Genomic DNA, 15,493 nt, shown 5'->3' on the forward strand with positions numbered 1-15,493 from the left:
CGTCGCCTGTAGAAGCGGCGATCACGCTCCGCGCGCGCCGGGCTTGTCGCGGCGGGGCGGGCGGGCCAACTCCGTTGCATGCCGATAGCGATCCTGCCCCAGAGGGGCGTGCTGGAAGTGGCGGGGGAGGACCGGGTGGCCTTCCTCCAGGGCCTGGTCTCCAACGACGTGGCCGCGGCCGGGCCGGGCCGGGCGGTCTTCGCCGCGCTGCTGACGCCGCAGGGGAAGTGGCTGGCGGATTTCTTCATTCATGCCGAGGATGGGCCCGAGGGCGGGCGGCTGCTGCTCGATTGCGAGCGGGCGCAGGCGGGGATGCTGGCGCAGCGGCTCGGGCGGTTCCGGCTGCGCTCGAAGGTCGCGCTGCGGGACCTGTCCGGGGAGATGACGGTGGCCGTCGGTTGGGGCGGGGCGCCGATGCCGGCGGGTGCCGTGGCCGATCCGCGGCTGGAGGCGGCGGGGTGGCGCCTGGTCGCGGCCGAGGCGCCGGCGGCGGATGCCGCCGCCGAGGACTGGGATGCGCATCGGCTGGCGCTCGGCCTGCCCGAGGGCAGCCGTGATCTCCTCGGCGAGCAGAGCCTGCTGCTGGAGGCGGGGTTCGACGAGCTCCACGGCGTCTCCTGGAGCAAGGGCTGCTACATGGGCCAGGAGCTGACGGCGCGGACCAAGTATCGCGGCCTGCTGAAGCGGCGGCTGGTGCCGGTCGAGGTCGAGGGGCCGTTGCCGGGGCCGGGCACCCCCGTCACCGCCGAGGGGGTGGAGATGGGCGAGATGCGCTCCGGGCGTGGAGCACGGGGCATCGCCCAGCTGCGGCTGGAGGCGCTGGATGGGCGGGCCCTGCGCTGCGGCGAGGCGGTGATCCGCCCGCGCATCCCGGGTTGGATGGCGCTGCCGGGCGAGGTGGCGGCGCGCGGGTGAGGCCGGCGCTGCTCGGCCTCAGCGCGCTGATGCTGGGGGCGGCGGGGGAGGCGCCTTCGCTCGTGCCGCCGGTTGCGCCGGCCTGCATCTCCTCGCCCTTCGGGACGCGGGAGGGGGCGGGGCCACGGGCCTCGCGCCTGCATGGCGGCATCGACCTGCCGGCGCCCGCAGGGGCCTGGGCGACGGCCGCCGCGGCGGGGCGGGTGGCGGCGATCCGCCGGCGCGGGGCTGCGGGGCTCGAGATCGACCTGACCCATCCAGGCGGCTGGGTGACGCGCTATGCGCATCTGGGTGCGGTGGTGCCGGCGCTGGCCTCGGGCAAGCGCGAGGTCGCGCAGGGCGAGCGGCTGGGGCGGGTCGGGCGGACCGGCATCACCTACGGCACGCATCTGCATTTCGAGCTGCTGGCGGATGGGGTGCGGCAGGACCCCGCGGCGCATCTGGCACTCGGCCCGTGCCGCTAGCCGGAGCGTGATGGGCGGGATTGCCTGGGGTTATTGTATACAATTTTCTTTGGAGCCGCTTACCGCGCGCAACGAAGGACGTGTTGGATGGGCATCGACACCTGGCAGCGGGCGAGCATGTTCCGGCGTGGCGCGGCGCAGGCCGATGCCGCCTTCCTCGAGCCCGGCGAGGCGAGCCCGCGGCCGGCACCCCCGCCCCTTAGCCAGAAGGAGCTGCAGGAGAGCACGCGGCGCTGGACGCGGGCACGGCTGCAGGAGCGGATGATCTCGCCGCCGGTGGCGGGGCTCGGGCTCAGCGCGGCGATGCTGGCGGCGGTGCTGGACAATCTGGGGCCGCAGGGCGGGACCTCCGCCTCGGGTGAGGCGGCGGCGGTGGCGCCGGAGCAGATGGCCGCGGGGCGCAGCGCCGGCGCCGCCGGGGCCAGCATCGCTATGGCCGGGTCGGAGCCGGGAAGCCTTCTGGACCAGGGCGGGAGCGACGCGGGCGCCCCGGCCCGTGGCGGGCAGGGCGGCGACACCGGGGAGGAGCGCCAGATGGCGCGGGGGACGACCATCATCCCCTCCAACATCCTGCGCGCCGAGGCCGATGCCTGGGCGGTGCGCGAGGTGCGATCCACCGGGGCGGAGGTGATCGGCAAGGCGTGGCTGCTGGCCGAGGCGGCGGCGGGGCTTGGCATGGTGCAGGCGGCGGAGGCGCAGGCGGTCGGTGGGGCCGATGCGGCCCTGCTGGCGGTGGCGCAGGCCCGTGCCGTCACCGATGCCGGGAAAGCGGCCAAGGCTGTGGAGGGCGCCAAGGCCGTGGAAGGCGCCAAGGCGGTGGATGCAGCGCAGCCTCAGGCGCCGACCGCGGAGGTGGTGCATGCCGCGCCGGCCGTCGCCCAGGTGGTTGCCGCCAAGCTGGATATGCCGAGCCAGTCCAGCCATGCCGTCGCCGATTCCGATCACGCGGCGGTGGCCTGGGCGACGCCGGCGGCGGACGTCGCCTCGCGGGCGGGGCCGGGCATGGCGGTGGGGGGGCTGGCGTCGCTGGATCTCCCCGGGGTCGAGCTGGGGAAGGTGGCGGCGCCGGTGAAGGCCGTGATCGCCGAGACGAAGGCGGATGGCGGCGCGTCTGGCTCGGCCCCGCAGGCAGATCAGCAGCCGACAGCCTTGGCCGGCCGCGGCGGGAGCGACCATGCGGCGGTCCCGGCCCTCGGCACGACCCACGGGGCCATCGACCAGGGCGGCGTCGGCCAGCTGGCGAAGGGCGGTGTGCCGGGCCCGGATTCCGGAGGAGCCAGCTTGCCGGTCCTGGGAAGCGTTGTCGGCACCGGACTCGGCTCGGCCGGACCGGTTGCCGAAGGGGCGCTGGCCTCCGGCCTGGGCAGCACGGCAGCCGACGCCACGGCCGGGCCGATGGCTGGAGCGTTGCCGGAGACAATCGCTTCCGGGAGCGGGCTGGCGGCGGATCACGGCACGAGCGACGGGCCGCTGGGGCCGGTGCTCGGCGGCTTGCCGGGGGTAAGCGCTCCGGCGGGTGGTCATGGCGCGGCGGCTGGCGCTTCGGGGCCGGTGCAGGGCGGCCTGTCGGCGGCGATCAATCCCGGGGGCGGGTTGGCGGCAGGTCCTGGCACCACTGACGGGCCGCCGGGGCTGGTGCTCGGCGGCTTGCCGGGAGCGGTCGATCCAGGAGGTATTCCGGGGAGCGATCATGGCGCGTCGCCCGGCTTTCTGGAGCCGGTGCAGGGTGGCCTGGCAGGGGTGATCGACCCAGCGGCCGGATCGGGGACCGATCACGGCGTGCCGGGCAGCCCTTCGCTGCCGGTGCTGGGTGGCTTGCCAGCGACGGTCGATTTGGGGACCGGGCTGGGAGGCGATCATGCGTCGCCTGCCGGGCCCTTGGGGCCCGTGCTCGGCAGCCTGCCCGGAACGGCGGAGTCCGAGGCCGGCCCGTCAAAGGACGAGGGCACGCCGATCGGCGCGGTCGGGCCGGTGCTCGGTGACTTGGCGGGGACACCCGATCCGGTTGGTTGGGAAGGAGCCGATCACGGGCCGGCTGGCGACGCGCCATGGCCGGTGCTGGGTGGCCTGCCGGGCGCGGGCAATCCAGGAGGCGGGTCGGACCCCGATCACGGACCTTTCGGCGGGGCTTTGGACGTGGTGCTGGGCGGCCTGCCGGGGCCGGCCGATCCGGGGCAGTCGACGGAGCATGGCCCGTCCGGCGAGCCGCTGGGGCCAGTGCTGGGCGGCCAACTCGATGCCGGTGGCTCCAAGGCTGGATCGGGGAATGGCGATGATGCGCCTGGCAGACCTTCGGGCCCATCGCTAGGCGGCTTGCCTACGACCGTCGAATCGGCGACCGCGTCGCCGAAGGACGAGAGCACGCCAACTGGCCCGGCGGGGCCGGTGCTGGCCGGCCTGCCGGGAATGCCCGATCCAGGAACCGGATCGGATGCCGCTCATGGCCCATCTGGCGAGGCCCCTGGACCGGTATCGGGCGTCTCGCCCGGGATCACCGATGCATCAGGGGCGGCAATGGATTCCGGCGCGGCCGGCAGTGCTTTGAGGCCGGTGCTGGCTGGCCTGCCGAAAGCGGATGGCCCTGCAACCGATCACGGGCCGCCTGTGCCGGTCTTGAAGCCGGTGCTCGGCGATGACACGAAGGATCCGGTGGCTGGAACGCCGACGGATCACCGGACTCCTACGGGCACGGTCGAGCCAGTTCTCGCCGGCCTGCCGAAAGCGGATGGTCCTGTAGCAGACCATGATCTGCCTGGTCCGGTCTTGGGACCGGTGCTGGGCAGCGACACCAAAGGTCCAGCGGCCGGAACGCCGACGGATCACGGGACCCCAACGGGCACGATCGAGCCGGTTCTCGCCGGCCTGCCGAAGGCTGGTGGCCCGGGAGCCGATATCGGGCTGCCTGTGCCGGTGCCGGGCGGTGACACGAAGGCTCCGGCGGCTGGAACGCCAACGGATCACGGGACCGTTGCGAGCGCGGTTGAGCCGGTTGTCACCGGCCTGCCGAATACGGCGAAGACCGGGGTTGAAGCGTCGACGACGGTTGATGCGGCGCCTGCTGGGCCGATCGTGAGCACTCCGCTAGGGGCGCTCAACCCTGAAGCCGTGCCAGCGGCGGATCGTGGTGCGCTGGAGGGTTCGTCCGTACCGGCTTCGGCCGCCGTGGACCCGGCAGGCGCCAAACAGCCTGGGACGGTGCCCGTAACGGAGCAGGGCATCCCTGCGACCTCGGCCCTGGATGGCAAGGAAGGAGCCGACCAGGCCGGGCTGCATCCGGTCGTGGGCGACACCATCCTGACGGACAGCTTCACCTTCGGGCCGGCGTCGGACACCATGCCGTCGCTTGGCCATGAGCCGATCCGGACATTCGATCCCGGGCTCGATCATGCGCTCCTGCCGGAACTGCTGCCGACGCTCGACCCGGTGCCGGAGCATTATGCGCTGCCGGACTATCACCTGATCTAGAACGGCGCCCGTAGCTAATGCGTACGGAAGCCGCTCTGGCCTTTTGCCGAGGCGCGTCAATCGCCCCGAACGGGTGAGGCCGCCCGGCCGGAGTTTGTCCTGACAGGCTGCCGAGGTTCGCAGCGCATCCGCGGCGGTCGGGCGGAGCAGCCTGAGGCCGGTCGCGGGTGTCGGGTGCGGAGCCGCGGCCGCGGTCTGGGCGAGCGGGGCGGGACGCTATCGTGCAGGGGCTTGAAGGACCAGTTTCCGCACCGCCACGGTGCTGCGGGTCGGCCCCCCGTGCAGGGGGCCCGAGACCCCAAGGCTGTCGGAGGCCCGTGCCAGGCAGGGCGCCGGTCCGGCCGCGTTACCGGTGGGCCGGGGGCGGTGCGTAGACCGGCTCGCCAAGGCTCGGGAGCGTCGCCTCGATGACCGCATGCAGACCGGACGGGGCGAAGTCGAGCGACACCCGGCCCCCGAGCTGCGCCGGCAGGGCGTTCGACAACAGGCGGGTGCCGAAGCCCCGGCGCAATGGCGGCGCCGGCGCCGGCCCCCCCTGCTCCAGCCAATCGAGGCGGAGCCGCGACGGGGAGGATCGGTCGACTGGTGACTCGGCCGAGACCGACCAGCGCACCTGCAGGCGGCCCGACGCAACGGCCAGCGCGCCGTGGCGGGCCGCGTTCGTGACCAGCTCATGCAGGGCGAGGGCGAGGGCCAGGGCCGTCGCCGGACCGAACTGGACCGGCGGGCCGCTGATCTCCGCCCGCGGCCCATGCGCCCCGGCGGTCTGGAGATAGGGCGCGAGCTCCGCCTCCAGCAGCGCACGCAGGTCCGCCCCCTCCGTCCAGCCGCGGCCGGCGACCACGTCATGCGCCCGCGCCATCGCGCGCAGCCGGCCGGCGAAGGCTTCCCAGAAGCTGCCGGCATCCGCCGCGCCCCGGGCCGTACTGGCGGCGACCGACTGCACGGCGGCCAGGGCGTTGCGCACGCGATGGTTCAGCTCCGCCAGCAGCAGCCGTCGCAGCCCTTCCTCCCCTCCCTCGCAACCGGCAGTGCGCGCGAAGCCGGCAACGCGCCGCACGCGCCCACGGTCATCCATGATCGGGAAGCCGAGATCGCTGACCCAGCGCGCGGCGGGCCGGCCTGCCGCGCCGGCGCGCCCTTCGTCGGGCGGCAGCACGCGATAGGTCACCTCGGCCGGTTTTCCGCGGCACAGCGTGTTGAACCGGTTTGCGACGGCGTCGCGGTCATCGGGATGCACCCGGGCGAGCCAGCGTCCGGCCTCGGGCAGCACGTCGTCGGGCGAGACGCCGAGCAGGCCTCTCACCCCATCCGAGACGTAGAGGCCTTCGCCGCTGTCCGCGTTGGCGACCCAGAGCGCACCGAGCGCTGCCGTCAGGTCCGAGAGGATGGCGGCCGACTTTTCCGCCCTCTCGGCGCGGGCCCGCGCCTCGGTTGCCTCCTGGCGGGCCGCGGCGAGTTCGGCGCGGGCGAGGCGCAACGCCTCGACGATTTGGCTTGGATCATCCTCCCCGGACGGATGACTGCGTTCGTCCAAGGCTGCCTCTCCTGACGGGCTGCCGCTCGCCGCCGGCACCGTGGCTAAAACGGGGAACATGACAAGAAGGTTGCCGGAAAACATCTTGGGGAGGTGGCGTTCCCGCTGCCACCGCCCTGGATCGGCGGCGGGGCAGGGCGGTGTTCACTCGATGTCCGGTTACGCCGACGGTGGAAGACGTGCGAGGGGGCTGTCCGCGGCTTGGCAGGCCGACCATGGCATGGGCTGGGTGATACGAGATGGCGCCTCCTTATTCGCTGGGGGACGCGGGCCCCCAGGATGAGCCAAGCGATGCCCCCGAGTGTCGGCATCGAGGCTAGCCCTGCCGAGGGCGCCGACCGGCATCGCCGGCCTCGACGACGTCACCCTCGGCAGCAGGCCCGCCGGCACTCGCTTCTCTGCTGCGGGGCAGGCTGCGGCAGGACGCCCTTCGCCATGGCCTTCCTCCTGCAAAGGCGACGCTCTATGGCGAGCCGAGCCTGCGCATGAGCTTCGAAGAAACGGGCCGAGAGCCTCGTCACCAACGTCGCCACCCAATGGCTAGGACCTCAAGGACCGCAGGCTGGCCGCCGCCATCACCGGCGAGCGCGGCGAGAGCCGGTCATTCGTCAGGGGCTTGAGGAGCGCGTGCCGGCTGCGTGATCCAGCTACGACCACGGTCTCGCCGCGAAGGGGCAGCAGGACTTCGAACGCCTCCGGAAGCCTTGTGCGGCGGACGACCTTGCGCTCGCGCTGCGTCGCGCACCCTTGGCGCCGGGAGCCGGAAGCCGACGAGGGCGGGAGCGCACGCCGCAACCCGGACAAGGATCGGGAAGGACGACACGGCACGCCGCCGTGCCAAGCGCCTGCGGATTCCCCGCGCCGGATGGGGTCGGGCCGCTGAGGAAGGCGGAGCTTCGGCAACCCTGGCGCACCGCACGAGGGATGTCCGGCGGATGACCGGCTGCGACGGTGCCGTCACTACAGGTTGGGAGAGAATGGGATGGACGCATGGCTTCGTCCATCCGACCTCGGTCATTCCCGGGCCGCGGCGGCCTGTCCGCTCACCCAGGCGATATGCCCGGCTGCCCTTCGGCGAGGCGCGGGCTGCGGCGGCGCGCCAGGGCACGCGCCACCACGTAGAAGACCGGCGTGAAGACCAGGCCGAAGAGCGTCACGCCCAGCATGCCGTAGAAGACGGCGACGCCGAGGCTCTGGCGCATCTCCGCACCCGCCCCGGTCGCCACCGTCAGCGGCAGCACGCCGAGGATGAAGGCGAGGCTGGTCATCAGGATCGGCCGCAGCCGGGTGCGCGCCGCGGCGACGGCGGCATCCCAGCGGCTCATCCCCTCCTCCTCCGCCGCGCGGGCGAATTCCACGATGAGGATCGCGTTCTTCGCCGCCAGCCCGACCAGCACGACGAGCCCGACCTGGACCAGCACGTTGTTGTCGAGCCCGGCATGCTTCACGCCCAGCAGCGCCGCCAGCACCGACATCGGCGCGATCAGCACCACCGCCAGCGGCAGCAGCCAGCTCTCGTACATCGCCGCCAGCACGAGGAAGACGAAGACCACGGCGAAGCCGAAGGCGATGGGCGCGGTGTTGCCGGCGATGCGCTCCTGCAGCGCCAGCTCGGTCCACTCATAGCCGAAGCCTTCCGGCAGGTTGGCCTTCAGCACCTCCTCCATCGCCGCGATCGCCTGGCCGGTGGAGATGCCGGGCAGCGCCGCCCCCTGCAGCTCCGCCGCCGGGTAGAGGTTGTAGCGCGGCACGCGGTAGGGGCCGGAGGTCTCGTGGAAGGTGGCAAGGCTGCCGAGCGGCACCATCGCCCCGTCATCGGCGCGGGTGCGGAGCCGCGCGATGTCCTCCACCGCCATCCGGTGCTGCATGTCGGCCTGGGCGGTGACGCGCCAGGTGCGGCCGAGCAGGTTGAAGTCGTTGACGAAGGCGGAGCCCATGTAGATGCCCATCGCCTCGTGCACGCGGGAGATCGGCACGCCGAGCATCTCCGCCCGCGTCCGGTCGATGTCGGCGCGGATCTGCGGCGTCGCCGTGTTGTAGAGGCTGAAGGCGAAGGCGATGCCGGGCGTCCCGTTCGCCGCCATCATGACCTGGCGCGTCGCCGCCTCCAGCGCCTGCGGGCCGCGGCCGGCGCGGTCCTGGATCATCAGCTTGAAGCCGCCGCCCGTGCCGATGCCGGGCACCGGCGGGGGCGGGATGACGAGGACCTGCGCGTCCGGGTCGCCCATCAGCCGGCGCTGCAGGTCGGCCAGGATGCCGTTGCCGGTGAGGCCGGCCCGCGTCCGCTCCTCGAAGGGCTTGAGGCTGGCGAAGACCACGCCGGTATTGGGCGCGTTGGTGAAGGTCGCGCCGTCGAAGCCGACGAAGGCGACGGCGCTCTCGACCCCGGGCGTCGCCAGGATCGCCTCCGAGGCGCGGCGCACCACCGCATCCGTCCGGCTGAGGCTGGCGCCCGGGGGGAGTTGGAAGGCGGCGATGAAGTAGCCGCGGTCGAGCGGCGGGATCAGCCCGGTCGGCGTCGTCAGCACGCCATGGCCCGTCAGCCCCAGCAGCCCGGCATAGACCAGGAGCAGCAGCACCGGCAGCCGCACCAGCCGCCGCGTCAGCCCGCCATAGCCGAGCGAGAGCCGGTCGAACACCCAGTTGAAGCCGCGGAAGAACAGCCCGACCGGCAGCAGCCAGCGCGAGCGCGGCCCGTGGCCGTGCGGCTTCAGCAGCAGCGCCGCCAGCGCCGGCGAGAGCGTCAGCGAGACCAGCGCCGAGAGCAGCGTGGCGACCGAGATCGTCGCCGCGAACTGCTTGTAGAAGGCGCCGGCGATGCCGGTGATGAAGGCGGTCGGCAGGAAGACCGCGACCAGCACCAGGGCGATGGCGATGAGGGCGAAGCCCACCTCGTCCATCGTCAGCCGCGCCGCCTCGAGCGGCGACAGGCCCTCGGCCATGTGCCGCTCGGCATTCTCGACGACGACGATGGCGTCGTCGACGACGATGCCGATGGCGAGGATCAGGCCGAACATGGTGAGCGAGTTCAGCGTGAAGCCGAGCGCGAGCAGCACGCCGAAGGTGCCGATGATGGAGACCGGAATGGCGATCAGCGGGATCACCGCCGCCCGCCAGTTCTGCAGGAAGAGGATCACCACCAGCACCACCAGCGCCACGGCCTCGGCGAAGGTGTGCAGCACCGCCTCCATGCTCTGGGCGATGAAGCGCGTCGGGTCGTAGACCACGCTGTAGCCGATGCCGGTGGGGAAGGTCGGCGCCGCCTCCTCCATCGTCGCCCGCACGGCGGCCGCGGTCTGCAGGGCGTTGCTGCCGGGGCGCTGGAAGATGACGATGGCGGTCGCCACCTGGTTATTCAACAGCGCGTTGATGGTGTAGTCGGCCGCGCCGATCTCGGTGCGCGCCACGTCGCGCAGCCGCACCGGGGCGCCGCCCGCGCCGGTTGCCACCACCTGCTCGTCGAATTGCTCGGGCGAGACGAGGCGGCCCTGCGCCTGCACGCTCACCTCGAAGGCGCCGGCCTCCGCGGCGCGCGGCGCCTGGCCGATGGCGCCGGCGGCGACCTGTGCATTGGCCCGCTGCAGCGCCTGGACCACGTCGCCGGGGGAGAGGCCGCGGGCAGCGGTGCGGTCCGGGTCGAGCCAGACGCGCATCGCATAGTCACGGGCGCCGAAGACCTGGGCGTCGCCGACGCCGTCCAGCCGCGTCAGCCGGTCCTTGATGGCGAGGGTTGCGTAGTTGGAGACGTAGTCCGGGCTCCGGCTGCCGTCCGGCGAGGTCAGGTGCACGACCATCAGCAGGTCGGGCGAGGCCTTCTTCACCGTGATGCCGAGGCGCCGCACCTCCTCGGGCAGGCGCGGCTCGGCGATGGCGACGCGGTTCTGCACCAGCACCTGGGCCTGGTCGACATCGACGCCCTGGCGGAAGACGACGCTGACGGTCACCCGCCCGTCGCCGGTCGACTGGGAGGAGAGGTAGAGCATGCCGTCCACCCCGTTCACCTCCTGCTCGATCGGCCCAGCGACGGTGCCGGCGATGGTTTCGGCGGAGGCGCCGGGATAGAGCGCCGTCACCTGCACGGTGGGCGGCGCGATCTCGGGGTATTCGGCGATGGGCAGGCGCAGCGCGGCCAGCGCGCCGATGAGGGTGATGGCGATCGACAGCACCGCGGCGAAGACCGGGCGGTCAATGAAGAAGCGGGCGAGGCGCACGGCACGGAGCCTTTCAGGGTGCGGTTTGGCCGCGATGGCCCTGGGGGGAAGCACCCAGGGCGTCAATCGCAGGCCTGGCAAAAGCGGGGTCTTCACCGGGCCGGCGAGGGTCTGCCCGGTGAGGGATCAGCGGGCGGCGAGCGGGCTCGGGCCGATGCGGCCCTGCTCGATGGCGACCTTGGAGCCCGGCCGGGCACGGTGCAGGCCGCCGATGATCACCTGGTCCTCCGCTGCGAGGCCGCTGCGGACGACGCGGAGCCCGTCGACCAGCGGGCCGAGCTGCACGGTGCGCGGCGCGACCGTGCCGTCCGGCGCCACGGTCATCAGCATGCGGCCCGACTGGTCGGCGGTGACGGCGGCATCCGGCACCATGAGCGCCGGCGTCTCCCCGGCCTGCAGCCGAAGGCGGGCGAAGCTGCCCGGCGTCAGGAACAGGTCCGGGTTCGGCACCACGGCGCGGCCGCGGATGGTGCCGCTGCGGGCGTCGAAGGTGCTGTCGACGAAGTCGAGCCGGCCCTCATGGCCGTAATCGGCTTCGTCCAGCAGGCGCAGGTGGACGGTGGCGCCGCCCTGCCGCAGCCCGCCCCCCGCCGCCCGGGCGAAGCGGAGGTACTGCGCCTCGCTCGCATCGAAGGTGGCATAAACCGGGTCGAGCGCGAGCAGGGTCGTCATCAGCGTGGTGCCTTGCTGCACCAGGTTGCCGGCATCGACGCGGCGGTCGCTGACCCGGCCGGGGCGGGGGGCGCGGATCTCGGTCCATTCCAGCTCGAGCTCCGCCTGGCGCAGGGCGGCGCGGGCGGCGGCGATGCCGGCCTGGGCCTCGCGCAGCGAGCTCCGCCGGGTGTCCATCTCGGATTCCGGCGCGAAGCGCTGCTGCACCAGCGGTGTGTAGCGCTGCACCTGCTGCTCGGCGAGGGTCAGGCGCGCCTCGTTGCGGGCCAGCTCGGCGCGGGCGGTCTCGACGGCGATCTGGAAGGGTCGCTGGTCGATGGTGAAGAGCAGGTCGCCGGTGCGCACCAGGGCGCCGTCGCGGAAATGCACCTCGGCCACTTGGCCGGAGACGCGGGGGCGGATCTCGACCCGGGCGGAGGGCTCGATGCGGGCCGTGTGCTCGTCCCATTCCATGACCTGGCGGGCGAGGGGGGTGGCGACGACGACGCTCGGGGTCGGCGGCCCGCCCTGGGCGAGGCCGGGGGCGGGCAGGGTGGTGCCGGCGAGCAGGGCGAGGGTGGTCGGGGCGGGAAGGGTCCGGGCCAACCAGCCGAACCAAGGGTTCACGGCCTTTGTTTCAGCGGGGGCCTTGCGGGGATCGGGGAGCATCGCTTATCTCCGGGGCCGGATGTTACCGACCGGTTCGTCCCATATAGTAAGTGACCGGTCAGTCTCATCAAGAGGTAATTTTGCGGTGCCGCATGGTTCCGGCATCGCGGGAACGGGAGTGATCATGTCCAGCGTGACCGCCGACAAGCCCAAGGCTGCCCAGCGCATCCAGAGCGCGGCCAAGGACCTGTTCCACCGTCAGGGTATCCGCGCCACCGGGATCGAGGAGGTCTGCCGCGTCGCCGAGGCGACGAAGATGAGCCTCTACCGCAGCTACCCGAGCAAGGATGCGCTCGTCGCCGCCATCCTCGAGGAGGATGCGGCGGCCTATGAAGCCTGGTTCGCCGAGGCGACGGGCCGGGCCGAAAGCCCGTCCGAGAAGTTGTGCGCAGTGATCCTCGCCGTCGCCGACAAGCTGGAGCGCCCGGAGTATTGCGGCTGCCCGCTGCTGCTGGCGCAGGCCGAGTTCCGCGATCCGGACCATCCGACGCACCAGTTCGTTGCCGTCCACAAGACCCGCATGCGCCAGCAGCTTGCGGGCCTGGCGAGGGAGGCGGGAGCCGAGGATCCGACGCTGCTCGGCGATACGCTGGCCATGCTGGTCGATGGTGCCTGGTCGAGCCTGCCCTACATGGGCAGCGCGCAGGCCGCCTCCGTGCTGCGGCGGAGCGCCGCGATGATCCTCGAGCAGACGCTGAGCGGCAAGGGCCGCTGAGGCTGCGCGTCCGGACGATGCCGCCCGGTCGCGTCCCGCGCAGGCTCCGCGCACAGACGCCCGTTTCGTGCCCGCCGTTGTCATCCGTTTACTTGCCGTATCCGGCTTGCCCATGAGGCATCGCCGATAGCGCGAACTTGCGTGCCGCCGCTCAACAACGTCGACGCGGCGCAACGTCCCCAAGATTGACCGAGCCGGCAATCGGCTTGGCTTGCGCTTCACGTCGGCGCGAGACCGCTCCCTTTGCCAAGGTGGAGGCTGGCTGCCTGAGAATTCGGGCTTGCAAGCCGGCAGCGCCGGGCGCGAAGATTTTCAGCCGAGAAAATAAATTTCAGGTCTGCCATGGTCCTGAACGGAGGAGATGATTCGAGGGAGCCAGTTGCCGAGGCGACGCTTGCGGCGCGCGCGGCCTGGCTCTACCACGCCGGCGGCCTGACCCAAGCCGAAGTCGGCGCGCGCCTCGGCATCGCGCCGGCCAAGGCGCATCGCCTCATCGCCCGCGCGGCCCGCGACGGCCTGGTCCGCGTCTATGTGGAAGGTCCGCATGCCGGCTGCCTCGACCTCGAGCGCCGGCTCGCCGACCGCTTCGGCCTGACGATCGCGCAGGTCGTCCCCGATCTGGGTGAGGACGGCCTCCCGCTCGCCGCCCTCGGCCCGGCCGGTGCCTCCTTCCTCCTCGATGTCTTCGAGCGGGGCACGCATACGCTGATCGGCGTCGGCCATGGGCGCACGCTCTCGGCGGTGGTGGAGCGCCTGCCGCGCCTCGCCGCGCCGAGGCCGGTGCGCCTCGTCTCCATCCTGGGCGGCGTGCCGCGATGCAGCGGCATCGGGCCCTTCGACGTCATCCACCGCCTAGTCGAGAAGACCCAGGCGGAGGCCTGGCTCCTGCCGGCGCCCTTCTATGCCGATGACGCCGCGTCCCGCGCCGTCCTGGCGGCGCAGCGCCCGATCGCCGAGACCCTCGCCGTGGCGCAGGAGGCGACGCTCTTCGTCTTCGGCGTGGGCGATGCCCGGAGCGGCGGCTTCCTGCACCGGTCGGGCATCATCTCATCGGCCGATATCGAGACGCTCCGCCGCGCCGGTGCGGTGGCGGAGGCGCTGGGGCGCTTCCTCGACGCGCGCGGGCGACCGGTGGACACGCCGCTGCACGACCGCGTGCTGGCGCTCGAGCCCGCTGCCCTGGCAGGGCGCGAGGCGGTGGCGATCGCGGGTGGCCCGGGCAAGGCCGAGGCGATCCAGGCCGTGCTGGCGGGCGGGTTCGTCAGCGGCCTCATCACCGACGAGCTGACGGCGCGCCAGTTGCTCGAGAAGCCGCTGCGCCAAGGCGCGTCCAGGCCGGCTCGCCCGGAGAACTGCACCATAGGCCGAGGGAGGAACAAGCAATGACCGAGAAGGCACGGGACTATTGCGAGGCGCTGGTACAGGGCCGCCTGGGCCGGCGCGAATTCGGCCGGCGCATGGCCGCGCTCGGCATCGGCGCGGGCGCCGCGGGCGCGATGCTCAACGCCGCCTCCACGCAGGCGCTGGCGCAGGGCTTCGACTGGGGCCGGCATCGCGGCCGTTCCATCAAGTTGCTGCTGAACAAGCATCCCTATACCGACGCGATGGTGGCGAACCTCGACAGCTTCAAGCAGCTGACGGGCATGAACGTCGCCTACGACGTCTTCCCCGAGGATGTGTATTTCGACCGGGTCACCGCCACGCTCTCGGGCCGCTCGGCCGAATACGACGCCTTCATGACCGGCGCCTACCAGACTTGGCAGTACGGCCCGGCCGGCTGGCTGGTGGACCTGAACGAGTACATCCGCGACGCCGGCAAGACCGCGCCGAACTACAATTGGGACGACGTGCTGCCGAACCTCCGCGCCTCCACCGCCTGGTCCGGCCAGCCGGGGGCGGAGCTCGGCGGGCCGGGCTCGAAGCAATGGGCGATCCCCTGGGGCTTCGAGCTGAACAGCCTCGCCTACAACCGCCGCATCCTGGAGCGCATGGGCGTCGGCGTGCCGAAGAGCCTGCCGGAGCTGGTCGAGGCCTCGGCCAAGGTCAGCCGCGACGGCGGCGGGCAGCTCTACGGCGTCGGCGTGCGCGGCAGCCGCTCCTGGGCGACGATCCACCCGGGCTTCCTCTCGGGCTATGCGAATTACGGCCAGCGCGACTTCACGGTGGAGGGCGGCAAGCTGCGCCCCGCCATGGCGACGCCGCAGTCGAAGGAGTTCCACCGCCTCTGGGTGAGGATGATCCAGGAGGGCGGGCCGAAGAACTGGGCGACCTACACCTGGTACCAGGTCGGCACCGACCTCGGCGCCGGGGCCTCGGCCATGATCTTCGACGCCGACATCCTCGGCTACTTCATGAATGGCGGCGACAACCGGGAGCGCGGCAACATCGCCTATGCCGCCTTCAAGCCGAACCCGGCGGCGCAGGCGCCGACGCCGAATGTCTGGATCTGGTCGCTGGCCATGTCCTCCTTCTCGCGGCAGAAGGACGCGGCCTGGGCCTTCATGCAATGGGCCTCGGGCACGGAGCACGGGCTGTTCGGCGCCCGCAAGATGGACTTCGTCAACCCGGTGCGCGCGAGCGTCTGGAAAGACGAGGAGTTCCGCGCGCGCATCGCCAAGTCCTATCCCGGCTACCTCGACCAGTACGACGCCTCGGCACCCGGCTCGAAGATCTACTTCACGCCGCAGCCGCTCTTCTTCAACCTGACGACGGAATGGGCGGCCTCGCTGCAGCGGATGGTGGCGAAGGAGGTGCCGGTGGACGAGGGCCTCGACCGCCTGGCCGAGAGCGTGACCCGCCAGCTCCGCCAGGCCGGCCTAGGCTGAGGCGGCGCGGGGCGCGGTGTTTGCCGCGCCCTGCCGAAAGG

9 protein-coding genes are annotated in these 15,493 nt (G+C 72.5%); 6 read left to right on the forward strand and 3 right to left on the reverse strand.

Going from position 1 to position 15,493, the window contains the following annotated elements; genetic code table 11:
• Nucleotides 1-78 precede the first annotated feature (78 nt).
• The 3 genes from ygfZ to AC5JJ1_RS28570 all read left to right on the forward strand — a co-directional run bounded on the left by ygfZ (nucleotide 79) and on the right by AC5JJ1_RS28570 (nucleotide 4,844).
• Nucleotides 79-915 (forward strand): CAF17-like 4Fe-4S cluster assembly/insertion protein YgfZ, encoded by an 837-nt coding sequence (ygfZ, locus tag AC5JJ1_RS28560; RefSeq protein ID WP_495788510.1) that lies wholly within the window; start codon nucleotides 79-81, stop codon nucleotides 913-915.
• Entirely contained in the window at nucleotides 912-1,379 is a 468-nt protein-coding gene (locus AC5JJ1_RS28565) for a M23 family metallopeptidase (RefSeq protein ID WP_495788511.1), read from the forward strand. Before ygfZ ends, AC5JJ1_RS28565 begins: the two co-directional genes overlap by 4 nt.
• A gap of 87 nt (nucleotides 1,380-1,466) precedes the next feature.
• Nucleotides 1,467-4,844: a hypothetical protein gene (locus AC5JJ1_RS28570; RefSeq protein ID WP_495788512.1), complete on the forward strand. Its 3,378-nt coding sequence runs from the start codon at nucleotides 1,467-1,469 to the stop codon at nucleotides 4,842-4,844.
• Nucleotides 4,845-5,190: 346 nt separating this feature from the next.
• Here AC5JJ1_RS28570 and AC5JJ1_RS28575 read toward each other — a convergent pair whose 3' ends face one another.
• The 3 genes from AC5JJ1_RS28575 to AC5JJ1_RS28585 all read right to left on the reverse strand — a co-directional run bounded on the left by AC5JJ1_RS28575 (nucleotide 5,191) and on the right by AC5JJ1_RS28585 (nucleotide 11,849).
• Nucleotides 5,191-6,381, reverse strand: a complete 1,191-nt coding sequence (locus AC5JJ1_RS28575) for a sensor histidine kinase (protein ID WP_495788513.1) — start codon at nucleotides 6,379-6,381, stop codon at nucleotides 5,191-5,193.
• Nucleotides 6,382-7,424: 1,043 nt separating this feature from the next.
• A complete protein-coding gene (locus AC5JJ1_RS28580) occupies nucleotides 7,425-10,592 on the reverse strand; it encodes an efflux RND transporter permease subunit (protein ID WP_495788514.1) in 3,168 nt (1,055 codons plus the stop codon).
• Nucleotides 10,593-10,718: 126 nt separating this feature from the next.
• Nucleotides 10,719-11,849, reverse strand: a complete 1,131-nt coding sequence (locus AC5JJ1_RS28585; RefSeq protein WP_495788515.1) for an efflux RND transporter periplasmic adaptor subunit — start codon at nucleotides 11,847-11,849, stop codon at nucleotides 10,719-10,721.
• A gap of 187 nt (nucleotides 11,850-12,036) precedes the next feature.
• On the opposite strand from AC5JJ1_RS28585, the gene AC5JJ1_RS28590 reads away from it, so the two are divergent.
• From AC5JJ1_RS28590 to AC5JJ1_RS28600, 3 genes are all read left to right on the forward strand, one after another.
• A complete protein-coding gene (locus tag AC5JJ1_RS28590) occupies nucleotides 12,037-12,627 on the forward strand; it encodes a TetR/AcrR family transcriptional regulator (protein ID WP_495788516.1) in 591 nt (196 codons plus the stop codon).
• Nucleotides 12,628-12,969: 342 nt separating this feature from the next.
• Nucleotides 12,970-14,013: a sugar-binding transcriptional regulator gene (locus AC5JJ1_RS28595; RefSeq protein ID WP_495788517.1), complete on the forward strand. Its 1,044-nt coding sequence runs from the start codon at nucleotides 12,970-12,972 to the stop codon at nucleotides 14,011-14,013.
• Nucleotides 14,010-15,452, forward strand: coding sequence for an extracellular solute-binding protein (locus AC5JJ1_RS28600; RefSeq protein WP_495788518.1), 1,443 nt, complete (start codon nucleotides 14,010-14,012; stop codon nucleotides 15,450-15,452). The genes AC5JJ1_RS28595 and AC5JJ1_RS28600 overlap by 4 nt, the downstream gene beginning before the upstream one ends.
• Nucleotides 15,453-15,493 lie beyond the last annotated feature (41 nt).

The sequence above is a fragment of the Belnapia sp. genome (assembly GCF_059504005.1).

Excerpts from the sequence above, each read along its gene's own strand:
- ygfZ (WP_495788510.1), top strand. The coding sequence starts at position 79 with ATGCCGATAGCGATCCTGCCCCAGAGGGGCGTGCTGGAAGTGGCGGGG.
- AC5JJ1_RS28570 (WP_495788512.1), top strand. The coding sequence starts at position 1,467 with ATGGGCATCGACACCTGGCAGCGGGCGAGCATGTTCCGGCGTGGCGCG.
- AC5JJ1_RS28590 (WP_495788516.1), top strand. The coding sequence starts at position 12,037 with ATGTCCAGCGTGACCGCCGACAAGCCCAAGGCTGCCCAGCGCATCCAG.
- AC5JJ1_RS28595 (WP_495788517.1), top strand. The coding sequence starts at position 12,970 with ATGGTCCTGAACGGAGGAGATGATTCGAGGGAGCCAGTTGCCGAGGCG.
- AC5JJ1_RS28600 (WP_495788518.1), top strand. The coding sequence starts at position 14,010 with ATGACCGAGAAGGCACGGGACTATTGCGAGGCGCTGGTACAGGGCCGC.